The organism is Rhodococcus sp. PML026 (assembly GCF_000963615.1).
Classification (GTDB): domain Bacteria; phylum Actinomycetota; class Actinomycetes; order Mycobacteriales; family Mycobacteriaceae; genus Rhodococcoides; species Rhodococcoides fascians.
In genome coordinates, this window is record NZ_KQ031376.1 from 492115 (window position 1) to 513580 (window position 21466).

Annotated in this window: 20 protein-coding genes; 10 read left to right on the forward strand and 10 right to left on the reverse strand. The window is 65.1% G+C overall.

What is annotated here, in order from left to right; translation table 11 throughout:
* Positions 1-206 precede the first annotated feature (206 nt).
* Positions 207-869 carry a 50S ribosomal protein L25/general stress protein Ctc gene (locus VF34_RS21845; protein ID WP_027496086.1) on the forward strand — a complete coding sequence of 221 codons (663 nt, stop codon included), beginning with the start codon at positions 207-209 and terminating at the stop codon, positions 867-869.
* Positions 870-950: 81 nt separating this feature from the next.
* Positions 951-1544, forward strand: coding sequence for an aminoacyl-tRNA hydrolase (gene pth, locus VF34_RS21850; RefSeq protein WP_032373025.1), 594 nt, complete (start codon positions 951-953; stop codon positions 1542-1544).
* Here the strand turns inward: pth and VF34_RS21855 are convergent, their stop codons facing one another.
* Positions 1545-3179: a fatty acyl-AMP ligase gene (locus VF34_RS21855; RefSeq protein WP_032373026.1), complete on the reverse strand. Its 1635-nt coding sequence runs from the start codon at positions 3177-3179 to the stop codon at positions 1545-1547. It lies immediately after the preceding gene.
* A 129-nt stretch (positions 3180-3308) separates the two neighbouring features.
* Between VF34_RS21855 and VF34_RS21860 the strand changes: the two genes are divergently transcribed.
* From VF34_RS21860 to VF34_RS21870, 3 genes are all read left to right on the forward strand, one after another.
* Positions 3309-4991 carry a peptide chain release factor 3 gene (locus VF34_RS21860; RefSeq protein WP_027496083.1) on the forward strand — a complete coding sequence of 561 codons (1683 nt, stop codon included), beginning with the start codon at positions 3309-3311 and terminating at the stop codon, positions 4989-4991.
* 9 nt (positions 4992-5000) lie between these two features.
* Positions 5001-5654 carry a nicotinamide mononucleotide transporter family protein gene (locus VF34_RS21865; RefSeq protein WP_032373027.1) on the forward strand — a complete coding sequence of 218 codons (654 nt, stop codon included), beginning with the start codon at positions 5001-5003 and terminating at the stop codon, positions 5652-5654.
* Positions 5655-5801: 147 nt separating this feature from the next.
* Positions 5802-6413: a prolipoprotein diacylglyceryl transferase gene (locus VF34_RS21870; RefSeq protein WP_027496081.1), complete on the forward strand. Its 612-nt coding sequence runs from the start codon at positions 5802-5804 to the stop codon at positions 6411-6413.
* 11 nt (positions 6414-6424) lie between these two features.
* On the opposite strand, the gene VF34_RS21875 is transcribed toward VF34_RS21870, so the two are convergent.
* From VF34_RS21875 to VF34_RS21890, 4 genes are all read right to left on the reverse strand, one after another.
* Entirely contained in the window at positions 6425-7423 is a 999-nt protein-coding gene (locus tag VF34_RS21875) for an enoyl-CoA hydratase/isomerase family protein (RefSeq protein WP_032373028.1), read from the reverse strand.
* Positions 7424-7468: 45 nt separating this feature from the next.
* Positions 7469-8152, reverse strand: coding sequence for a DUF4166 domain-containing protein (locus tag VF34_RS21880; protein WP_027496079.1), 684 nt, complete (start codon positions 8150-8152; stop codon positions 7469-7471).
* A 79-nt stretch (positions 8153-8231) separates the two neighbouring features.
* Positions 8232-10028 carry an ABC-F family ATP-binding cassette domain-containing protein gene (locus VF34_RS21885; protein WP_027496078.1) on the reverse strand — a complete coding sequence of 599 codons (1797 nt, stop codon included), beginning with the start codon at positions 10026-10028 and terminating at the stop codon, positions 8232-8234.
* The gene (locus VF34_RS21890; RefSeq protein WP_032371216.1) at positions 10028-10963 is read right to left on the reverse strand and encodes a 4-(cytidine 5'-diphospho)-2-C-methyl-D-erythritol kinase; all 936 of its coding nucleotides are present in this window, start codon (positions 10961-10963) and stop codon (positions 10028-10030) included. Before VF34_RS21890 ends, VF34_RS21885 begins: the two co-directional genes overlap by 1 nt.
* Before the next feature lie 214 nt (positions 10964-11177).
* Between VF34_RS21890 and VF34_RS21895 the strand changes: the two genes are divergently transcribed.
* Together VF34_RS21895 and VF34_RS21900 are read left to right on the forward strand one after the other, a co-directional pair.
* Entirely contained in the window at positions 11178-12167 is a 990-nt protein-coding gene (locus VF34_RS21895; protein WP_032373029.1) for a helix-turn-helix transcriptional regulator, read from the forward strand.
* Positions 12168-12179: 12 nt separating this feature from the next.
* On the forward strand, positions 12180-12995 hold the full coding sequence (locus VF34_RS21900; RefSeq protein ID WP_032373030.1) for a DNA/RNA non-specific endonuclease: 816 nt from the start codon (positions 12180-12182) through the stop codon (positions 12993-12995).
* Positions 12996-13005: 10 nt separating this feature from the next.
* Here VF34_RS21900 and rsmA read toward each other — a convergent pair whose 3' ends face one another.
* The 3 genes from rsmA to VF34_RS21915 all read right to left on the reverse strand — a co-directional run bounded on the left by rsmA (position 13006) and on the right by VF34_RS21915 (position 15967).
* Entirely contained in the window at positions 13006-13881 is an 876-nt protein-coding gene (gene rsmA / locus VF34_RS21905) for a 16S rRNA (adenine(1518)-N(6)/adenine(1519)-N(6))-dimethyltransferase RsmA (protein WP_032364124.1), read from the reverse strand.
* Between the two features lie 28 nt (positions 13882-13909).
* Entirely contained in the window at positions 13910-15037 is a 1128-nt protein-coding gene (locus VF34_RS21910; protein ID WP_027496073.1) for a resuscitation-promoting factor, read from the reverse strand.
* 102 nt (positions 15038-15139) lie between these two features.
* On the reverse strand, positions 15140-15967 hold the full coding sequence (locus VF34_RS21915) for a TatD family hydrolase (RefSeq protein WP_032373031.1): 828 nt from the start codon (positions 15965-15967) through the stop codon (positions 15140-15142).
* Positions 15968-15988: 21 nt separating this feature from the next.
* On the opposite strand from VF34_RS21915, the gene metG reads away from it, so the two are divergent.
* Positions 15989-17539, forward strand: a complete 1551-nt coding sequence (gene metG, locus VF34_RS21920; protein WP_032373032.1) for a methionine--tRNA ligase — start codon at positions 15989-15991, stop codon at positions 17537-17539.
* Positions 17540-17591: 52 nt separating this feature from the next.
* Here metG and VF34_RS21925 read toward each other — a convergent pair whose 3' ends face one another.
* Entirely contained in the window at positions 17592-18971 is a 1380-nt protein-coding gene (locus VF34_RS21925) for a WS/DGAT/MGAT family O-acyltransferase (RefSeq protein ID WP_032373115.1), read from the reverse strand.
* 187 nt (positions 18972-19158) lie between these two features.
* Here VF34_RS21925 and VF34_RS21930 point away from each other — a divergent pair, with 187 nt between their 5' ends.
* Positions 19159-20163 carry an alpha/beta hydrolase gene (locus VF34_RS21930; protein WP_045842039.1) on the forward strand — a complete coding sequence of 335 codons (1005 nt, stop codon included), beginning with the start codon at positions 19159-19161 and terminating at the stop codon, positions 20161-20163.
* 14 nt (positions 20164-20177) lie between these two features.
* Positions 20178-20606, forward strand: a complete 429-nt coding sequence (locus VF34_RS21935) for an SRPBCC family protein (protein ID WP_032373033.1) — start codon at positions 20178-20180, stop codon at positions 20604-20606.
* Positions 20607-20609: 3 nt separating this feature from the next.
* Here the strand turns inward: VF34_RS21935 and rsmI are convergent, their stop codons facing one another.
* Positions 20610-21434 (reverse strand): 16S rRNA (cytidine(1402)-2'-O)-methyltransferase, encoded by an 825-nt coding sequence (rsmI, locus tag VF34_RS21940; protein WP_230593395.1) that lies wholly within the window; start codon positions 21432-21434, stop codon positions 20610-20612.
* Between the last annotated feature and the right edge of the window lie 32 nt (positions 21435-21466).

Below are 21466 nucleotides of genomic sequence, written 5' to 3' on the forward strand. Positions count from 1 at the left end.
GTCGAACTTCCGCGCACGTGACCTGGTCGTGTATTGTCTTCCAGGTTGTCTCGGCGAGGGTAGATCCGGCTCATGAGGATCCACCGTTATCGACGCGGCTCGGCCCCGTTGGCCGCGCTCGTTCGTGTCCGCCCCGACGAGTTTGACAGCCCGACGAAGTACGCCGCACGAACCACAGATCACAGTTATCAGGAGCATGTAGCACCATGGCATCGAAGGTAAACAACCTCACCGCACAGGTCCGCACCGAATTCGGCAAGGGTGCCGCACGCCGCGCTCGTCGCGACGGCCTCGTTCCCGCCGTTCTGTACGGACACGCAACCGACCCCCAGCACCTGGCACTCGACGCCCGCGCATTCGCTGCCGTGCTGCGTAACGACGGCACCAACGCTGTGCTCACCCTCGACATCGCCGGCAAGTCGCAGCTGGCACTGACCAAGTCGATCGTCGTGCACCCGATCCGTCGCAGCATCGAGCACGCCGACCTCCTCGTCCTGAACAAGGGCGAGCGCGTCACCGTCGAGGTCAACATCATCGTCGAGGGCGACGCCGCACCGGGCACCCTCGTCACCACCGACTCGACCGCCGTCGAGATCGAGGCCGACGCGCTCGAGATCCCGGAGAACTTCGTCGTCTCCGTCGAGGGTGCCGAGATCGGCACGCAGATCACCGCAGCAGACCTGGATCTGCCGTCCGACGTCACCCTCATCTCCGACGGCGAGACCCTCCTGGTCAACGTCGTCGAGGCACCGTCCGAGGAAGACCTCGAGGCCGACGGCGAAGGCACCGAGCCGATCTCCGAGACCGGCGAGGCCGAGACTCAGGAAGAAGCAGCTTCCGAGGACGAAGACAGCTCCGACGAGAGCTGATTCTCTCCCCTGCATCTCGAGCGGCGCGCTGTTCTCCTTCGGGAGACGGCGCGCCGTTCGTTTCGAACCATCGATGGAAGAATGACGCCCGTGAGCACCGAAAACGGCCCCGCCCTGATAGTCGGGCTCGGCAACCCCGGTCCGCAGTACGACAAGACTCGGCACAACGTGGGCTTCATGGTCGCCGACGCACTCGCCGGGCGCGTCGGCTCGTCGTTCACGTCGCACAAGAAGTCCAATTCCGACATCGTGCAGGCCCGGCTCGACGGCCGTTCGGTCGTCGTCGCGAAGCCGCGAACGTTCATGAACCTCTCGGGCCAGCCGGTGGCGGCACTGGCTCGGTTCTTCTCCGTCGACCCCGCGAACATCGTGGTCGTGCACGACGAACTGGACATCGACTTCGGCGCACTGCGACTCAAGCTCGGCGGCGGTGAGGGCGGGCACAACGGTCTGCGCTCGATTTCTCAGCACCTCGGCACCAAGGACTACCTGCGGGTCCGCGTGGGCGTCGGACGGCCGCCGGGACGGATGGACCCGGCGTCGTTCGTGCTCAAGCCCTTCTCGACGCCCGAACGCAAGGACCTCGGCGTCGTGATCGAAGAAGCCGCCGACGCCGCCGAGCTACTGCTGAAGGTCGGTCTCGAGGCCGCCCAGAATCGGGTGCACCCGCGCTGATCAGTTCAGCAGCGACACCGAATTGGCCCGTCGCAGTTTGCCGCTCGACGTCTTCGGGATGCTGCCCGGCCCCAGGACTGCCACCGTGCGCGGGCGCACTCCTACCTCCGAATGCACCGCGTGGATCACTTCACGCTCGATGCGCTTGACCTCGTCGGGGTTGTCGATATCGTTCGTTTCGACTGCAACAGCGAAGCTTTCGCGTTTGTCGCCGGCGTCGAGGCGGATCGCGACGGCGTTACCGGGCCGAACTCCCGCGACGGTGCCCGCGGCTCGTTCGATGTCGGTGGGATAGATGTTGCGGCCGCCCATGATGATGACGTCCTTGACCCGGCCGCAGACGACCACCAGTTCGTCCTCGGTGATGTAGCCGACGTCGCCGGTATCGAGCCAGCCGTCGGCGTCCTGTGTCGGCACGGGGCCGTCGACGGTGATGTATCCGGGCGTGACGGCCTTGCCGCGGACCTCGATGATGCCGACACCGCGCGCGGTGAGCACCTGCCCTTCCTTGTCCACGACGCGGCCCTCGAGACCGGGAACGAACTTTCCGAGAGTCGCCAGGGATCGGGTGTTGCCGCGGGTGGACGGGACTGCGCGGCCGAGCGTTTCGAGTAGATCCGCGTCGACGACGTCGATCACCTGCCCTTGGCCGGGGTCCGGAATCGACACGGCGAGAGTCGTTTCCGCCATTCCGTACACGGGCGCGAGGGCCGCCGGATCGAGTTTGTACGGCGCACCCGCTTCTGCCAATGCGATCATCGTGTCGGGGTCGACGGGTTCGGCACCGTTCCACGCGTAACGCAGCGTGGACAGATCCAGATCCAGATCGTCCTCCGCCTGACGCAGCCGACGCGCCAACAGCGAATACGCGAAATTGGGTGCAGCAGTGACTGTTCCGCGGTACTTGTCGATGAGCTTGGCCCACAACAGTGGCGAGCGCAGGAAGTCCAACGGCGTGATGCTCACGACCTCGGCACCCACCTGCATCGGCACCGACAGGAAGCCCACCATGCCCATGTCGTGGAAGAGCGGCAACCAACTGACCATGACGTCGGAATTCACGTCGAACTCGATGCGATCGATCATCGCGTACGCATTGACGTAGAAGTTCTCGTGCGTGATACGCACGGCCTTGGGCGACCCGGTGGAGCCGGACGTGAGCTGCTGCAGCGCGATGTCGGTCTCGGCCGTCGGCACCGGATCGATGTCGCGACCGGACTTCATGTCGTCGATCTTCAGCACAGTGATGCCGCGCTCGACGAGCACCGGTGCGGCGATGTCGAACGGAGCTCCCAGAATCACCGCCTTCGCGTCGATCATCCGGACGACGGTTTCGGTGTCCTCGCCCCAGACGACCAGATCGGTCCGCGGGGTGGGCTGATGCAACATCGTCACCGACGCTCCGCGCATCCACGTGGCCTGGCAGGCAGGTGCGATGTCGACGGGCTGGCCGGCGAGAATACCGATCGCGTCGCCGTGTTCGACCCCCGCGTCGGCCAACGCGCCCGCCATCCTCCGCGCCTGCTCGTGGATCTCACCCCACGACTGACGCAACGCCGCCTCGGGCTCCCCGGTGACCAAACCACGTTTGCTGCTGCTTGCGGTCTCGAACATCTCGTCGGTGAACTTGCTCAACGCGTCATCTCCTCGTTCGACGGTCCTTCCGCGTCCCTCACCCTAAGCAATCCCGCGATGACCGGTGACCGTTACCGGCCGCGTATCCTTGACCTTTGCCGTTGCCGTGACTACGAGATAGAGGCCTTCGTGAGTACCCCGCCCAGTTCCCCCGACGTCGATGCAGCACTCGACGGGTCAGGACCGAACTCCGGCCCCGCTCGACACTCGGCCAGGGAACTCGATTTCGAGGTCGCGAGGCGTCGAACATTCGCGGTGATCTCACACCCCGATGCCGGTAAGTCGACGCTCACCGAGGCCCTCGCCCTGCACGCGCGCGTCATCTCCGAGGCCGGTGCCATTCACGGCAAGGCCGGCCGTCGCTCCACCGTCTCGGACTGGATGGAGATGGAGAAGGCGCGCGGCATTTCGGTGAGTTCGACTGCGCTGCAGTTCAATTACCAGACCTCCCCCGACGCCGAGGTCACCAACGTGATCAACCTCGTCGACACCCCCGGCCACGCCGATTTCTCCGAGGACACCTACCGCGTCCTGACGGCGGTCGACGCGGCCGTCATGCTCATCGACGCCGCGAAGGGCCTCGAGCCGCAGACCCTCAAGCTGTTCCAGGTGTGCCGCCAGTTCGGCATCCCGGTCATCACCGTCATCAACAAGTGGGACCGCCCGGGTCAGTCCCCGCTCGAACTGCTCGACGAGATCGAGTCACGCATCGGCCTGACGCCGACGCCTCTGTATTGGCCCGTCGGCATCGCTGGTGACTTCCGTGGCCTGCTCGATGTGCAGGACGGCAGTTACATCCGCTTCACCCGAACTGCGGGTGGTGCCACGATCGCGCCAGAAGAATTCATGACGGCCGAGGCCGCCGCGCAGCGCGAGGGCGTCGACTGGGACACCGCCGTCGAGGAGAGCGATCTGCTGATCTCGAGCGGCCAGCAACACGACCAGGAGATGTTCCTCGCCGGCCAGACGTCACCGGTGATCTTCGGATCGGCGATGCTGAACTTCGGCGTGCGCCAGATCCTCGACACCCTGGTGGCGCTGGCCCCCGCACCCGGCCCCCGGGCCGACGTCTCCGACGGGGTGCGCGCGGTGACAGATCCCTTCAGCGCCGTCGTGTTCAAGGTGCAGGCCGGCATGGACACCGCACACCGAGACCGCCTGGCCTTCATGCGCGTGGTCTCGGGTGTGTTCGAGCGCGGCATGGTCGTCACGCACGCACAGACCAAGAAGCCGTTCACCACCAAGTACGCGCTCACCGTCTTCGGCCGTGACCGGACGACGGTCGAGAACGCCTACCCCGGCGACATCGTCGGTCTGGTCAACGCCACCGCGCTCGCGCCCGGCCACACGTTGTACACCGACAAGAAGGTCGAGTTCCCACCGATCCCGTCGTTCGCACCCGAGCACTTCTCGGCACTGCGCGTCGACAGCGCCGACAAGTACAAGAAGTTCCGCCGAGCCGTCGAACAACTCGACTCCGAGGGCGTGGTTCAGGTGCTGCGCAACGACATTCGCGGCGACGCCTCCCCGGTTCTCGCGGCCGTCGGCCCGATGCAGTTCGAGGTGGTCACCGCACGAATGAAGACCGAATTCGGCGTCGACGCTCGGATGGAACCGTTGGGTTACTCGCTTGCTCGGCGCACCGACGCGGCGTCGGCCGTCGAATTGGGCCGTCAGCGCGGCGTCGAGATCTTCACCCGGACCGACGGTGCCCTGCTGGCTCTCGTCAGCGACAAGTGGCGACTGCAGTACATCCAGAAGGAGATGCCCGAGCTCACCCTCGAGCCCCTCGTCGCCGCAGGCGATCAGTAGCCTGTCGCGGTGCTGACAGATCTGCTCGACGCCGAATTCAGCGTGCTGGGCCACCCGGTGCTGTGGCGCGAGGTGATCGGGAACGGCTTCGGACTGCTCTCCGCGGTCGGCGGGATGCGTCGAGTCGTGTGGGCATGGCCGGTGGGGATCATCGGAAATGCGCTGCTGTTCACCGTCTTCATGGGCGGGGTGTTCCACACTCCGCAGGCGTTGGATCTGTACGGACAAGCCGGACGGCAGCTGATGTTCATTGCCGTCAGCGCCTACGGGCTGGCCCGGTGGATGCGCGGCTCGAAGAACTCGGGGGCCGCCGTCGTTCCGCGCTGGGGCACTGCCCGTGAGCGACTGGTGATGATCACTGTCGCAGTCGTCGGAACGATCGTGTTCGCGCAGCTGTTCGGGTACCTCGGTTCGTTCGGCAAGTGGGCCGATGCGTGGATCTTCACCGGTTCGATGCTGGCGACGTTCGGCATGGCCCGCGGGCTCACCGAATTCTGGCTCATCTGGATCGCGGTGGACATCGTGGGCGTCCCGCTGCTGGTGATTGCCGGTTTCTACCCGTCCGCTGTCCTCTACTTGGTATACGCCGGGTTTGTGACCTGGGGTTTCGTGGTGTGGTTCAGGATCCAGAACAAGCGTTTGGACCAAAAAATGGCGATCTAAACAATCGTGATGCTACTCTCAGGCGGTCCGAACAAACTTCGAGTACGTTTTGGCGTGCTCGACGCCGAGTTGGGCGTCATGTGAGTTCTCCGATCATGGCGTCTCGGCGCGGAACCACCCGAGAATCACGATGAAGTGGAAAACGACATGACTAAGGGAACGAACTACCCATTGGCCGGGATCAAGGTCGGTGGCGCTCCCGCGCATCGTTTGGCGACGCCGCCGAAGTCCGATTCCACTCCGTCCAACGGTGCCCGCACCGACAGTTCGGTAGCTGCACCCGCCGAGAAGGCGGCCGAAACCACCACCGATTTCCCGGCGGCAGTGGTCACGTCCACCGACACGGCATCCGCTCCACAGCCCGCAGCATCAGAGAAGCCCGCCACGGAATCGAACGAGGTTGAAGTGACCACCAGCGATCAGATCTCAGAACACGGCCTGCCCACCAACGGCCGTTCCACCGCTCACGCCTCCAGCGGCAGCACGTCGCCGTCTCTCGGCCGCGGCCAGGCACCCGACCGTCGTACCGCTATGGGCGTCGCCTCGGTTCGTATCGCGGGTCGGCTGACCCAGAACGAACTCGGCAGCCGCACCGGCGACATCCGCACTCCCGACACCTCCGTCGGCCCCGACGAGCTGCTTCAGCTCCTCGGCGAATACCTCGTCTCCGGTGGTCTGCAGAACCCGGAGATCCACGTGCGTTCCAACGGCCAGACCATCGTGCTGGACCTGCAGAACCCCGCCAAGGGTTACCGCTGACCCACTGACGGTCACAGCAGCTGCTGGAAGGCCTCTGGTCGCACCATCTCGAGCACCAGAGGCTTCCACTGCGGCGCGCGGTCCTTGTCGACGAGCACTGCGCGCACACCCTCGGCGAAGTCCGGTTCCGTGATGATCCATGTCGCCAGCCGCAACTCGCGATCGAGGCACTCCCGCAACGTACTGTCCGCAGCCCGCTCGATCAGGGCATCGGTGGCCATCAAGGACGTCGGCGACAGCGTTGCCAACTGAGTCTTGGTCGAGCGAGACCACGCGGTATCGCACTCCAAAGCATCGATGATGTCGACGAGCGACGTCTTCTCGAACACCGTGGCCACCGCTTTCGCGTCGAACGACAATTCCGTCGTCGGCGGCGGGGTCGTGTGTCGATCGAGCGCTGCACCGAGATCGGTGCCACCGAGAATGTCGTCCTTCAGCGCCTGAACGGATTCGCTGGGACAGAAGTGTGTCGCCAATCCCAGTGTCACAGCGTCGGATCCGGTGATCCGGGTGCCTGTCAGTGCCAAGTAGCGTCCGATGTGATCGGGCAACCGGGACAGAAAGTAGCTCGAGCCCACATCGGGAACAAATCCGATCGCCGTCTCCGGCATCGCCAGAAGAGCGTTCTCTGTCACGATCCGCACGCTGCCGTGCACCGAGATTCCCAGCCCTCCCCCGAACGCCGCGGCCTCGATGACCGCCACATACGGCTTGGGGTACGTCGCAATGATCTCGTCGAGGTCGTACTCGGCAGAGAAGTAGCGCGGCCCGGCTTCTCGGTCGCCGTCGATCACGGCCTGCCTGATGGCCTTGATGTCTCCGCCGGCGCAGAACGCGCGCGGTGAACTGCTCGTCACCAGAACCGAACCGACGGTGTCGTCGTCCCGCCACGCATCGAGTGCCGCACGAATGCCGTGGATCATGGCCTCGTTCAACGAGTTCAGGGCCTCCGGCCGGTTCAGGACGATATGCCCGACACCACCGACTACCTCGGCTTCGACTACGGCCACTGCGGACTCCCTTTCACCTGCTTCGATCGACGCGTAACAGTAGCGCTATTCGCGTGATTCGATCGAGCGCGGCCGCGCGTCGGACGGTATGTCGGCAGGACGGCACTCGCGCTCCTCGGCGGTGAACCACCCGCGATACAGGAACAACTGGCCGAGCATCGGGCTCTTGACTTCGATCTCGATGCGGTGCCGTTCCTCTGCCGCGTCCCACCATTCCCGGCCGATCGTGACCGCAGAGGCCACCTTCGGCAACTTCGGCGCAATGGGACCGAGCAGAAACCGCGGCACCTCGCTCTCGAGCACCAACCCGCCGTCGGAGTCGACCGCACACGTGGTGTGCACCACCATGTCCGACGAGAACCCCAGGTAGTCGAGCGCATATGCGTCGGATTCTGCCGACGACACCATCACCGAATTCATCCCCTGCGGACGCGCGGCGAACGCGAAGCGACGCACGAAAGACATTGTCTCGCGGCCCAATTCGTCGACGTACGCATAGTTGGCAATGGTGAAGGGCACATCCTTGCCCACCCCAGCAGGAAACAGGCCTCGCTTACGACCGGCCCACAGCAGCGGCGGAGGAACGAGACGAGAGTGAGTCATCTCCTCCATCACACCGACCCCGAACTGAGCCCGATGATCCGAGGACTGCAAACCGAAACGCCATTGGACCTTGGGATGCAGACGAGCGAAATCCGAACCCATCACTTCTGCGACGACCGATGCCATGACCACAGTATGCGCTGCGCGCATGTGCATGAAACTTCGTAGCAGGTTACGAGCTACCACTCACATGCGGCGGAGCCGCTCATTCCAACTCGGCGGCCAATTCCATCCAGCGTTCCTCGGCGACGTCCTTGTCGGCGAGGACCTGCTTGAGTTCGGTGTCCAGGGCCACGAGCTTGTCCGGCGCAGTGGCAGCCTCGGCGAGTTCGGCGTGCAGTTCGGTCTCCCGCTTGGACAGGCGAATGACGAGCTTCTCGAGCTTGCTGAGTTCCTTACGGGCAGCGCGCTCCGAAGCCGCATCACGGGTTGCCTTCCGCGGCACCCCACCGGTGGTCAACGAGTCCGGCGTCGCGTCGGCGGCGAGGACGGCCCGCCTGCGCAGGTAATCCTCGATGCCGCCGGGCAGGTTGGTGAGCTTGCCGTCACCGAACAGTGCCCACGTCGAGTCGCAGATGCGCTCGATGAGGTACCGGTCGTGACTGATGACGACGAGCGTGCCCGCCCAGCCGTCCAGGATGTCCTCGAGCTGCTGCAGGGTGTCGATGTCCAGGTCGTTGGTCGGCTCGTCGAGCAACAGCACGTTCGGCTCGGCCATCAGGACTCGTGTCAACTGCAGGCGGCGTCGTTCGCCACCGGACAGGTCACCGACCGGCGTGCGCTGGCGAGCGGGAGTGAAGCCCAGCCTTTCTGCGAGCTGCCCAGCAGAAATCTCCTTGTCGCCCAACGTGATCCGCTCGGCCACCTCCTTGACCGCGTCGAGGACACGCAGCTTCTTGGGTAGGTCGTCCAATTCCTGCTTCAGCCAACCGATCTTGACGGTCTGGCCCTGGATGCGCTTGCCCGCAGCGGGCTGCAGTTCACCGGCGAGCGTACGCAACATCGTCGTCTTACCCGAGCCGTTGACGCCGACGAGACCCACGCGCTCGCCGGGAGCCAGACGCCACGTGAAGTCCTTGACCAGCTCACGGCCGTCGGGAGTTTCCAGGCGGGCGTCCTCGAGTTCGATGACGACCTTGCCCAGACGGCGCTGCGCAAAGGAGGACAGCGCGACGGAGTCACGAGGCGGCGGTACGTCGGCGATCAGCGCCTCGGCGGCCTCGATGCGGTATTTGGGCTTGGACGTTCGCGCGGGAGCACCGCGGCGCAGCCATGCGAGTTCCTTGCGAGCGAGGTTGCGACGCCGCTCCTCGGATGCGTCGGCCTGACGGGAGCGCTCTGCCCGCGCGAAGACCCAATCGTTGTAGCCACCCTCGTAGGTTTCGATACCACCCCCGACGACCTCCCACGTCTGATTGGCGACGGTGTCGAGGAACCACCGATCGTGCGTGACGACCAGTAGCGCGCTCCGACGGCTCACCAGGTGCGCGGCCAGCCACTGCACGCCCTCGACGTCGAGGTGGTTGGTGGGCTCGTCGAGCACCAAAAGATCCAGATCCTGAACGAGGGCTGCTGCCAACGCGACTCGTCGGCGCTCGCCACCGGAGAGGTTGTCGATCGGCGCGTCCAGTCCGGAGCTACCGGCCGGACCCAGATCGGCAATACCGATGCCGGTCAGGATGTTTCGTACCCGCGAATCGCCGGCCCACTCGTGCTCGGCCATCCCGAGCGGATCGAGCACCACCTGACCGACCGTCGACCCGGGCGGCAACACACCACGCTGAGTGACGACGGCCATCCGCAGTCCGTTGACTCGGCTGACGCGTCCCGAATCGGGGGGTTCGATGCCGGCGAGAACCTCGAGGGTGGTGGTCTTGCCACCGCCGTTGAGGCCGACCATGCCGATGCGTTCGCCCTCCTGCACACCGAGGGAGACGCCGTCGAGCAGAGGCTTGACGCCGAACGACTTACTGACGTTTTCGAGATTGACGAGATTGACCATCAGGAAAAACCATTCGATTCACTAGTGACCACACGAGCACCGGGAACCGGTCCACTCGCAACACGGACGGTGCGGCACACGCCTGCACCGGACAATTCAGCGCTCACCGACACCGCCGCATCGGCGTCGGCGCACAGGAACGCACACGTGGGGCCCGAGCCGGACACGATGCCCGCCAACGCACCCGCAGTGACACCCGCTCTCAGTGTGCGACGCAACTGCGGCATCAGCGAGACCGCAGCGGCTTGCAGATCGTTGCCCAACAGCGGGGCGAGAGCCCGCGCATCACCCGACGCGAGGGCATGCATCAAATCCTCGGTGCCGCCGAGCCTGGGCGGATCGCCCTTGGCCCGCAACTGATCGAGCTCGCCGTACACGGCAGGGGTCTGCAGACCACCCTTCGCCAGAGCCAGAACCCAATGAAAGTTGTTACGCGAGAGCACCGGAAGCAACTTCTCACCGCGGCCGGTACCGACGGCAGTCCCACCGTGCAACGAGAACGGCACATCGCTACCGAGTTCGGCCGCCACCTCGTCGAGCTCGTCACGCGAGAGTTCGAGATGCCACATCGCGTTGAGCGCAACCAACGTCGCGGCAGCATCGGCACTACCGCCCGCCATGCCGCCGGCGACCGGAATGCCCTTGTCGATGGTGATCTCCACCGACGGCTCGCGCCCGACCCGACGGCCCAACAACTCGGCGGCCTTCCAGACCAGGTTCCGCGAATCCGTCGGAACGACCTTCGCGTCGTCGCCGCGCACCCGAACCGACAACGCCTTCGCCGGAACGACCGACAACTCGTCGGAGAGAGACAGCGCCTGGAACACCGTCGTCAACTCGTGAAAGCCGTCGGGACGCAGGTCACCGACCGAAAGATGCAGATTCACCTTCGACGGGGCCCGAACGACAACGGGCGTGGGAACGACAGACAGCACGTTTAACCACAGTAGTGGAGAAACAGGGGCCGGGTTCACCATCAGACGGCCCACCTGGGGGTACTCAATGTCACGTTGAGTGGACTGGAGTGCAGCCTGCGAAACGACCGTCGAGCACTTTCGGGGGTCAATGTCACGTTGAGTGGACTTCGGTGGCGGGGTCGGGTCGGTAAAGAGGACCGAAGGTGTCCGCATTCGGTGGCATTGTGTGGATATGAAGGAAACCTCGGCCCGGCTGTTGCGGCTGTTGTCGCTTCTGCAGACCCGTCGCGATTGGGCGGGTGCAGAGCTGGCGGAACGGCTCGCCGTGACGCCTCGCACGCTGCGGCGCGATGTCGACAAGTTGCGCGATATCGGTTATCCGGTCAATGCGACGCCGGGTGTCGGCGGCGGCTATCAGTTGGGGCCGGGTGCCGAGATGCCCCCGTTGTTGCTCGACGACGACGAGGCGTTGGCGGTGGCGTTCGGCCTGCAGTCGGCGGCCGGTGGGTCGGTCGCGGGGATCGGCGAGGCGTCGTTGCGTGCGTTGACGAAGCTCCGGCAGGTGATGCCGTCGCGCATCCGGCATCGGCTCGACGCCCTCCGGATCGACGTGGTGGAGCACACGCCGCGGTCGGCGGTGGATGCGGCGGTGTTGTCGACGGTGGCTGCGGTGTGCCATGGGCACGAGCGACTGAGATTCGACTACCGCAAGCACGACGGTTCGGAGTCTCGGCGCGAGGTGGAGCCCTACAGCTTGGTTCGGGCGGGAGCGCGGTGGTATCTGCTGGGTTGGGATGTGCTGCGCCAGGATTGGCGGTCGTATCGGGTGGATCGGCTCACTCCGAAGATTCCCACCGGCCCACGGTTCACGCCGCGGGAGTTACCTGCGGGCGGCGCGGCGGCCTACGTCTCGCAGGGAATCGACCGCGCGTTCACCCAGGTTCAGGCGCGCATTCGCTTGCATGCGCCGATCGAGACGATCGCCCCGATGGTCGACGAGCACTGGGGCACACTCGAATCCATCGACGACACCTCGTGTGCGGTGGTGCTCTCGGGAGACTCACTGCCGTCGATCGCCCGCTGGCTCGCGGCCTTCGACACCGACTTCACCGTGCTCGACCCGCCGGAGCTGAAAGAGGAATGCCGCGTGGTCGCCGCGCGTCACGCGGCCCTCGAACGGAGATACCTCGCCGCGGTTCACCCTCCGGTAACCGACGCGTGAGTCAATGGGTCCATGACGACCCCACTCGGTTTCGACCCGACCTTCCTGGCCGACATCGACGTTCCGCTGCCGGGTCGAGCAGGCCTGGTGGTTCTTCCGTACACGCATTTCTCGGTGTCCATGGATCCTGCCCGACGCCTCGCCGCGGTCACCGGCGTGAACATCGACGGCTCGAGCCTGAAAGACGTGGAGCGAGGCGATGATTGGCGTCTGGACGAGCGGCTTCCGGCAGCGCAGCAGGCGGGGAACGAGTTGTACTCGAACAACGACCTCGACCGTGGGCATCTCGTTCGCCGACGAGATCCGGTGTGGGGCGAACTGTCGGTCGCGACGCGCGCCAATGCGGATACCTTCCACTACACGGTGTGCGCTCCGCAGACGGCCATTCTGAACCAATCGAAAACTCTGTGGCTGGGGCTCGAGGATTACGTACTGGGCCATGCCGAGCAGTTCGGGCAACGACTCTCGGTGTTCAGTGGCTGCATCTTCGCCGACGACGATCCGATCTACCGAGGCATTGCCATACCGCGTCGCTTCTTCAAGATTGCCGCGTGGTCCCAGGATTCGGCACCGGCGTGCACCGGATACGTGCTCGATCAGTCGCCGTCACTCGACCCGATTCTCGACAAGCCGCTTCGGGTCGAGACCGATCCCCCACCGCTCGGCCCGTACCGCACGTATCAGGTTCCGGTAGCAGACATCGCGTCGGCGACCAGCTTGGAGCTGGGAAGTCTCACCGAGGCCGACCGGTACGCACCTGTCGCAGCGGCACGCGCCGAGGCGTCGAAGTGGACCGAACTGACGCGACTGTCGGACATTCACCTGTAAGAACGAGACGTCAGGCCTCGGTAGCCGCCAGACGAACGAACGCAGCCGCGTCGATCGTTTCGCCGCGGGCTGTGGGATCGATTCCGGCCTCACGGAGTCTGCGCTCCGCGGCGACGGGTGAACCAGCCCACCCCGCGAGGGCTGCTCGTAAAGTCTTGCGGCGCTGGGCGAATGCGGCGTCGATGACAGCGAATACCGACTTCCGGTGTGCAGTGTCGGTCGGCCACGGCGGCTCGGCGTATCGATCGATGCGCACCAGCCCCGATTCCACTTTGGGAACCGGCCAGAACACCGAACGGCCTACTGCCCCGGCCCGTTTGACGTCACCGAAGAATCGGGCCTTGACGCTGGGAATGCCGTAGATCTTGCTTCCCGGTACCGCGGCGAGGCGATCGGCAACCTCCGCCTGGACCATCACCACGGCCACCCGCAGGCTGGGCAGCTCCGAGAACAGGTGGATCAGCACAGGCACCGCGACGTTGTACGGCAGGTTCGCCACCAATGCCGTCGGGTGTCCCGGAATGTCCTCGGCCCGTACGCGCAACGCGTCGGCTTCGATGACCGTCAACCGTTCGGCGAGGGTGGGGGCGCGGTCGGCCACCGTGATGGGCAGCCGGGTCGCGAGCTTGGGGTCGATCTCGACCGCGACAACGGCGTCGGCCACATCGAGCAGAGCGAGAGTTAACGATCCGAGACCGGGACCGACTTCGAGGACGGTGTCCTGAGGTCCGACACCGGCGGAGGCGACGATGCGTCGCACGGTGTTGGCGTCGTGCACGAAGTTCTGGCCGAGTTGTTTGGTGGGACGCACGTCGAGCTCGGCAGCGAGAGAGCGGACTTCGGCAGGACCGAGCAGAGCCGCAGCTCCCCTCACATGTTCGGACACGGTGCGAACTCTACGGGCGGGCAGGTGATCAGCGGTAACCCAGACGCGAGGTGCATGCCGGCCATGCGCCCCAGCCCTGCGACTTCTGCGTCACCGATGCGATGGCGATCTGTTCTTCGCGGGTGGCGAGGTCGGCGCGCGGTGCGTATTTCAGGCCGCCCTGGCGTTCCCAGGTGTTCTGGTCGAATTGCACGCCGCCATAGAAACCGTTGCCGGTGTTGATGGCCCAGTTGCCGGTTGCCTCGCATTGAGCAAGCGCGTCCCAGATCGCACCGTTCTCCACGGGTGGGACCTCGGTGCCGGGCTTGGCTCCGACTCGAACGGTCTTCGGCTGCGCCGGCACCTTGACCACTTCGTCGATCTTCTCGCGCCCGGCCTCGACCCCGTTGACCATGTTGATCTTCCAGGTGATGTCGGAGACGCCGGGAGCGCCAGGGTTCTCGACGACGGTCTTGCTCATGTTCATCGTCGGATCTTCGATGCGCTGTTCCGGGGCATCGGTGTCGGTGGTCTCGGTCTTGGTGACGGTCCGGTCGCGCGTGACGACGATCTCGGCACCGTCGGTGACGGCGGCATCCGGATCCGGCGACACGGTGTCGGCCTCTTCCAATGGCTTGCCCGCTGCTTCGAGGAATTCGCGCACGGTCGGAGCGGCGAGCGTCACCGGCGTTGCCGGACTGCCTCCGTCGACCAGCGAGACCTGCTTGGGCAGGGCCACGTCCAGTTCGGTGCCGTCGAGGGGCAACCGCTCGGAGCGAGACGCCGACACGTGGACGTCCTCGGCGAGGCCTGTCTGCTGCAGAGCTTCCTCGACGGTCAACGCGGTGGTCCAGATCTCCTCCGGCTTGCCGTCGACGTTCAGGGTGATCTCGCGAGCGCGGCGCAGCACGACGGTGTCGCCGTCGCTCAGCCCGGAGTCGGGCGCGGGAACGACCAGATCCTTGTCCGACGGCGTGTAGCCGGCATCGACGAGAGCGCTGTTGACGTCGGTCTTCATCGTGCTCAGCGAAATCATGTCGCCGTCGACGTCGATGGTCACGGTTTTGTGACGGCTCACCGCCATCACGCCCCCGGCGACCAGCGTCATCAACAGGGCCGCGATGACCAGGTAGAGCGTGGTCGAACGAGCGGAGTTGAGGCGTCTGATAGTCGACAAGTTTCGTATTCCTGGCGGTTGCAAGCGTGACTTCGGGGTCGAAACGCCCGAGTTCGGTCACGGTACGGTAACGAATTAGTACCTCCGCCGCAACCCAAGGAGCTAGAGCCCGTACACCCGCTCGGCATTCGCCGTGGCATGCGCCGCCAGTTCGGCCGGGTCCTGGCCACGAACCTCGGCCAGAGCCCGGGCGGTGTACGGCAGGCAGTACGGCTCGTTGGGTGCACCGCGAAACGGATGCGGGGTGAGAAACGGAGCATCCGTTTCCACCAGCACCAACTCGTCGGGCACCAGCACTGCGGCCTCACGCAGCGCATGCGCGTTCTTGAAGCTGACCGTCCCCGAGAAGCTGAGAACGTAACCGGCGTCGACGCAGGCCTTGGCGGTCTCGGGCCCGCCGGAGAAGCAGTGGAAGATCACCGTCTCCGGAGCGCCCTCGGCGACCAGGACCGCGAGCAGATCCTCGTCGGCCTCGCGGTTGTGGATCATCAGCGGCTTCCCGAGGCGCTTGGCGAGATCGATGTGCCAGCGAAATCCCTCGTGCTGCTCCGGGACCGTCGCACAGTCGTCGAGCTTGCCGGGCCAGTAGTAGTCCAGACCCGTTTCGCCGATGGCGACGACGCGGGGATCGGCCGCGAGTCGTTCGATCTCCGCCTTCGCTGCGTCGTCGAGCACGTTCGCGCGGGTGGGATGGATCGCGACCGCCGCCCACACCCGTGGATCCCAGGATGCAGCGTCGACGGCGAAGCGCGCGGCGTCGAGGTCGTCGGCGATCGTGACCACCCGGGTGACCCCCACCGACTCGGCGCGATCGACGATCGCGGCCACGCTCGCGGCATCGGTCGCTCCGCAGGCATCGAGGTGGGTGTGGGCGTCGACGAGGGTGCCGACGGCATCGGGCAGCGGTGGCGCGGGACGTTCTCTACTCACGCTGGATAGAGTAGGCGCACCATGACTGCGCCAGCTGATGCCTCACGGCCACCCTTCTACGTCACCACGGCAATCGCGTACCCCAACGGAGCACCTCACATCGGGCACGCGTACGAATACATCGCCACCGACACGATCGCGCGCTTCAAGCGCCTCGATGGCTACGACGTGCGTTTTCTGACGGGAACCGACGAGCACGGCCTCAAGATGCAGCAGACCGCGCAGAACGAGGGCATCGACGTCCGCGAGCTCGCGGCGCGCAATTCCGACGCCTTCCAGGCGGCGCACGATCTGCTGCAGAGCTCGTACGGCCGCTTCATCCGCACCACCGATGCCGACCACCATGCCGCCAGCCAGGAACTGTGGCGACGGATGGAGGCGAACGGCGACATCTACCTCGACTCCTACTCCGGCTGGTACTCGGTCCGCGACGAGGCGTTCTACACCGAGGCCGAGACCACCCTGACCGAGGACGGCTCCCGCGTCGCGACGGAGACGAACACGCCCGTCGAGTGGACCGAGGAGTCGTCGTACTTCTTCCGGCTCTCGCAGTACCAGGACAAACTGCTCGAGATGTACGACGCGTCGCCCGATTTCATCGCGCCGAACACGCGCCGCAACGAGATCGTGAACTTCGTCAAGGGCGGTCTGCGCGACCTGTCGATCTCCCGGACCACATTCGACTGGGGTGTGCCGGTACCCGGCGATCCCGCGCACGTGATGTACGTGTGGGTCGACGCGTTGACCAACTACCTCACCGGTGCGGGTTTCCCCGAGACCGACTCGGAGGCGTACCGGAAGTTCTGGCCCGCCGATCTGCACGTCATCGGCAAGGACATCACGAGGTTCCACACCGTCTACTGGCCTGCATTCCTGATGTCCGCAGGCATCGAGCTACCCAAGCGGGTGTTCGTGCACGGGTTCTTGAATGTCAAGGGCGAGAAGATGTCCAAGTCTCTGGGCAACGTGCTGACCCCCGACTCGTTGGTGGAGAACTACGGCCTCGATCCGGTGCGCTTCTTCTTCCTCCGCGAGGTCTCGTTCGGGCAGGACGGCAGCTACAGCCACGAGGCGATCGTCGCCCGCGTCAATGCCGACCTGTCCAACGAACTGGGCAACCTCGCGCAGCGTTCGCTGACGATGGTGGCGAAGAACCTCGAAGGACAGCTCCCGACACCGGGTGCATTCACCGCCGAGGACGAGGCGATGCTGGCCCGCGCGGACGCGCTGCTGGAGATCTGCCGACGCGAATTCGATGTGCAGGCAATCCATTCCGCGCTCGAAGCGATCTGGTCGGTACTCGGCGAGACCAACCGCTACTTCTCGCTGCAGCAGCCATGGGTGCTGCGTAAGACCGACCCCGATCGCATGGCCACGGTGCTGTACGTGACGATCGAGGTGTTGCGCATCGTGAGCATCCTGGCCCAGCCCGTCATGCCCGATTCCGCGTCGCGCATCCTCGACCTGCTCGGGGCGTCGAACCGCGAATTCGCCGACATCGCAACACGTTCGGTTCCCGGCACCGCTCTCCCGGCCCCGACACCAGTGTTCCCCAAGTACGAAGAGAAGTAAGCCCTTGTGAGTGGAACTTCGTAGCCCACTACGAGGTTCCACTCACATGGGGCTACGCCGCCTTTTCGAGCTCCTCCAACGTGTTCTCCAGATGCGTGAGCATCCGCTGCAGGTGCGGCACACTGCGTCGGCACCCGATGAGCCCGAAGTTCAACGAATCGCCGTTGCTGGCGACGGTGATGTTGAGCGCTTGCCCGTCGCACACGATGGACGCCGGGTAGATGCCATCGAGTTTCGCGCCGTTCCAGTAGAGGTCTTCTTTGGAACCCGGCACGTTGGAGATGATCACGTTGAACGGCGGTGGGGTGTAGTCGACGAATCCCGGCACCGGCCCGAACAACAACGGGGCCATGGTGATTGCACCGACGGCAAGCGCTTCGAGGGTGTTGAGCTCCCCCATCATCTGCTTACCCCGAACAGTGGACTCCTTGATGCGTTCGAGGCGAAGCAGTGGATCGGATTCGTCGGTCCCCAGGTTGCACAGAATGGTCGTCACGGAGTTACCGGCGTCCTTGCTGTCGCCCTCCTTGCGCAGCGAGACCGGCACCATGGCAATCAGTGGCTGATCGGGGAGCGCGTTCTGATCGATGAGGTAGGCACGCAGCGCACCGGCGCACATCGCGAGCACCATGTCGTTCAGCGTTGCATCGAGAGCGGTACCGACCTTACGAATTCGCTCGATCGACCAGCTCTCCGCCGCGAAGCGTCGAGCGCCGCCGATGGGCACGTTGAACATTGTCCGCGGTGCCCGCAGCGGTAGCTGTGCGCCTTCTTTCTTCAACGCGCGCAACCCTATTCGCGCGGAGGCAGGGGCGAAGTCCACCAGGTCGCCGGCAATCTTGCGTCCCATGGACAGGCCGCTGCCCAGTTGCGCCAGCCGCCCGGGCTCGGCCTTGTCGACCTTCTTTCTGCCGCGACCGAACAACGACGGGTCCCAGGTCGCCACTCCGCTGCGATCCTCGGGGTCCGTCGAGAGTGTGCGCTGCATGAGCTTCAGCGCGCTGACGCCGTCGACCAGCGAGTGATGCACCTTGGTGTACAACGCAACTCGGCCGTCGGCCAGACCCTCGATGATGTGCAGTTCCCACATCGGCCGGTAGCGATCGAGCGGGGCACTGTGATTGAGCGAGAGAAACTGGAACAGCTCGCGGATGCGTCCCGGCGAGGGCAAGACAGCGCGCCTGACGTGGTACTCGAAGTCGACGTCCTGATCGAAAGCCCACGCGAGAGTTCCCATGATCTGCACCGGGCGGGCCGGCCGCTTGCGGAACAGCTCGTGCACTTCACCAGTGGTGAACTTGCGATGCACTTCCTGTGCGAACTCGTGCGGATCGCCGGGCGGTACGAACAACTCCAACCCGCCCACGTGCATCGGGTGCTCCCGCGATTCGGCGATCAGAAACATCGATTCGGTGATGGGCATGAGTGCCATGAGCTGTCCTTTTTCCATTTGTTTTATGTCACGGTACGGCACCGAATGTGACTCAGAACACGACCTTACGTGCGCTCACGAAATCCCACCCGCTATTGTCCGTTACCAGGGGTTCCAAACAGAACGGGGATCCGACGCACGGCGCACACGCGCCCTGCAACAGCCAACGGGGATGGAGGCGACGGCTATGAATCCGGCGCTCACCGTAGTGAAAACGTCCGACGCGGCAGCCACTGCGCGCCGCCGCGATATCCGCGGAGCAAGCCTGCAGTCGCAGATCCTGTCCAAATACCTGCAGTTCACCGTGCGCCCGTTCCTGACGGTGTGGGCGCAGGCACCGTCACTGCCGTGGCCGATGGGTTTGGTCGATTACGCGGGTCTGCTCGTCCCCCAGATCAGCGGCACCACCCGCAGTCGCGTCATGCTCTCCGAATGCGAGGCCGAATGGATTCGGGCCGAGGGCAGCGGAACCGATCGTGTCGTTCTGTACATGCACGGCGGTGCCTTCGTGTGCTGTGGACTGCGGACTCATCGGCGGATGACGTCACGCGTCTCCAAGAGCGTCGACGGCGCAGTTCTGTCGGTGAATTACCGCATGATGCCGCGTAACCCGATCGCACACGCCGTCGAGGACGGGGTCGACGCCTACCGCTTCCTCCTCGATTCCGGCTATCGCCCGGACCAGATCATCATGGGCGGGGATTCGGCGGGCGGATATCTCGCGTTCATGGTCACCTTGGCTCTGCGGACCGTCGGCCTGCCCGCACCGGCCGGGATCTTCACGATGTCGCCCCTGACCGATATGGATCCCACCGGCAAGCTCACCCACGAGAACGCGGACAAGTGTTCGGTGTTCCCATCCAATGCTGTTCCTGCGCTGACCGCGCTCGCCGATCGTGTCGACGCACGCATCGTCATCGAAGGTGAACGCGGCCCTCGGGTCTCACCGGTCGACGGAGATCTCGCCGGCCTGCCGCCGGTGCTGATCCAGGTCGGATCGACCGAAATGGTCTATGCCGACGCCGAACTCATGGCGGAGCGCCTCGCCGTCGCCGGCGTCGACTGCGAACTACAGGTCTTCGAGGATCAGGTGCACGTGTTCCAGGCCGCCGATTTCGTTCCCGAAGCGCGTCGCGCACTGCGCGCCATCGGCGAGTTCGCCCGTAACGTCAGCCCCCGTACAGAAAGCTGAGATACCTTCTCCCCATGGCAGTCACAGTGAACAAGTCCGTCGACATCGAGGCCGACGCAGCGACAATTCTCGACGTCCTCGCCGACGTCGAAGGCATCCCCTCGTGGTCCCCCGTACACAAGAAGTGCGAGGTAGTCGATCGTTTCGACGACGGTCGACCGAACCACGTCAAGATGAAGGTCTCGATCATCGGCATCAACGACGAGCAGTTGGTCCAGTACACCTGGAGCGAGAACGAGGTCTCGTGGAGCTTGGTGGAGAGCTCACAGCAGAAGGCCCAGGAAGGCAGATACACGTTGACGCCCAAGGGCAACGGCACGCACGTCGAATTCGAGCTGACCGTCGACCCGAAGGCTCCCCTGCCCGGCTTCCTCGTCAAGAAGGGCACCAAGACCATTCTCGAGGCAGCGACCGAAGGGCTACGCCAGCACGTGGTGGGCTGAGCGTCACTGATCCTTGCGGGTGGCGAGAACGGCCTCGTACACCTCGCGCTTGGACACGCCTGCGACGGCCACCTGAGCGCAGGCGTCCTTCAATCGCATGCCCGACGCCACGAGCGATTCCACCTCGGCCACGAGATCCTCGGGCTCCTCGGCGACGGCGACCGCTCCTTCGAGTACGACGGTGATCTCACCGCGGACTCCGTCACGTGCCCAGTCGAGCAGCTCCCCCAGTCCGCCACGGCGGACCTCCTCGTAGGTCTTGGTGAGCTCTCGGCACACCGCAGCGCGGCGGTCGGGGCCGAGAACGTGCACCGCGTCGTCGAGACATGCGACGAGCCGATGCGGGGCCTCGAAGAAGACGATGGCACGCGGTTCGGCGAGCACCGACTGGAAATACGTGCGCCGCTGTCCCTGCTTGCGCGGGGCGAATCCGTCGAAGCAGAAGCGCTCCACCGGCAGCCCCGACAGTGCGAGGGCGGTCGTGACGGCCGACGGCCCGGGCAGGCAGGTCACCGGCAGGTCGGCGTCGACGCAGGCCGCGACCAACCGGTAGCCCGGATCGCTCACCGACGGCATGCCCGCGTCGGTCACCAGCAGTACGGTCTTTCCCTCGGCGACGGCCTCGACCAGTGCGGGTAGCCGCGCCGTTTCGACCTGGTCGTAGAAACTGACGACCCTGCCCCCGATCGTCACGCCCAGGGAGGACGCCAGTTGTTTGGTGCGTCGGGTGTCTTCGGCGGCCACGACATCGGCACTACCGAGGGCATCACGCAGGCGCTGCGAGGCATCTCCGACGTCGCCCATCGGGGTGGCAGCAAGGATGAGCATGTCTCCAGTGTCTCCCATGCGGTGCAGCGGCC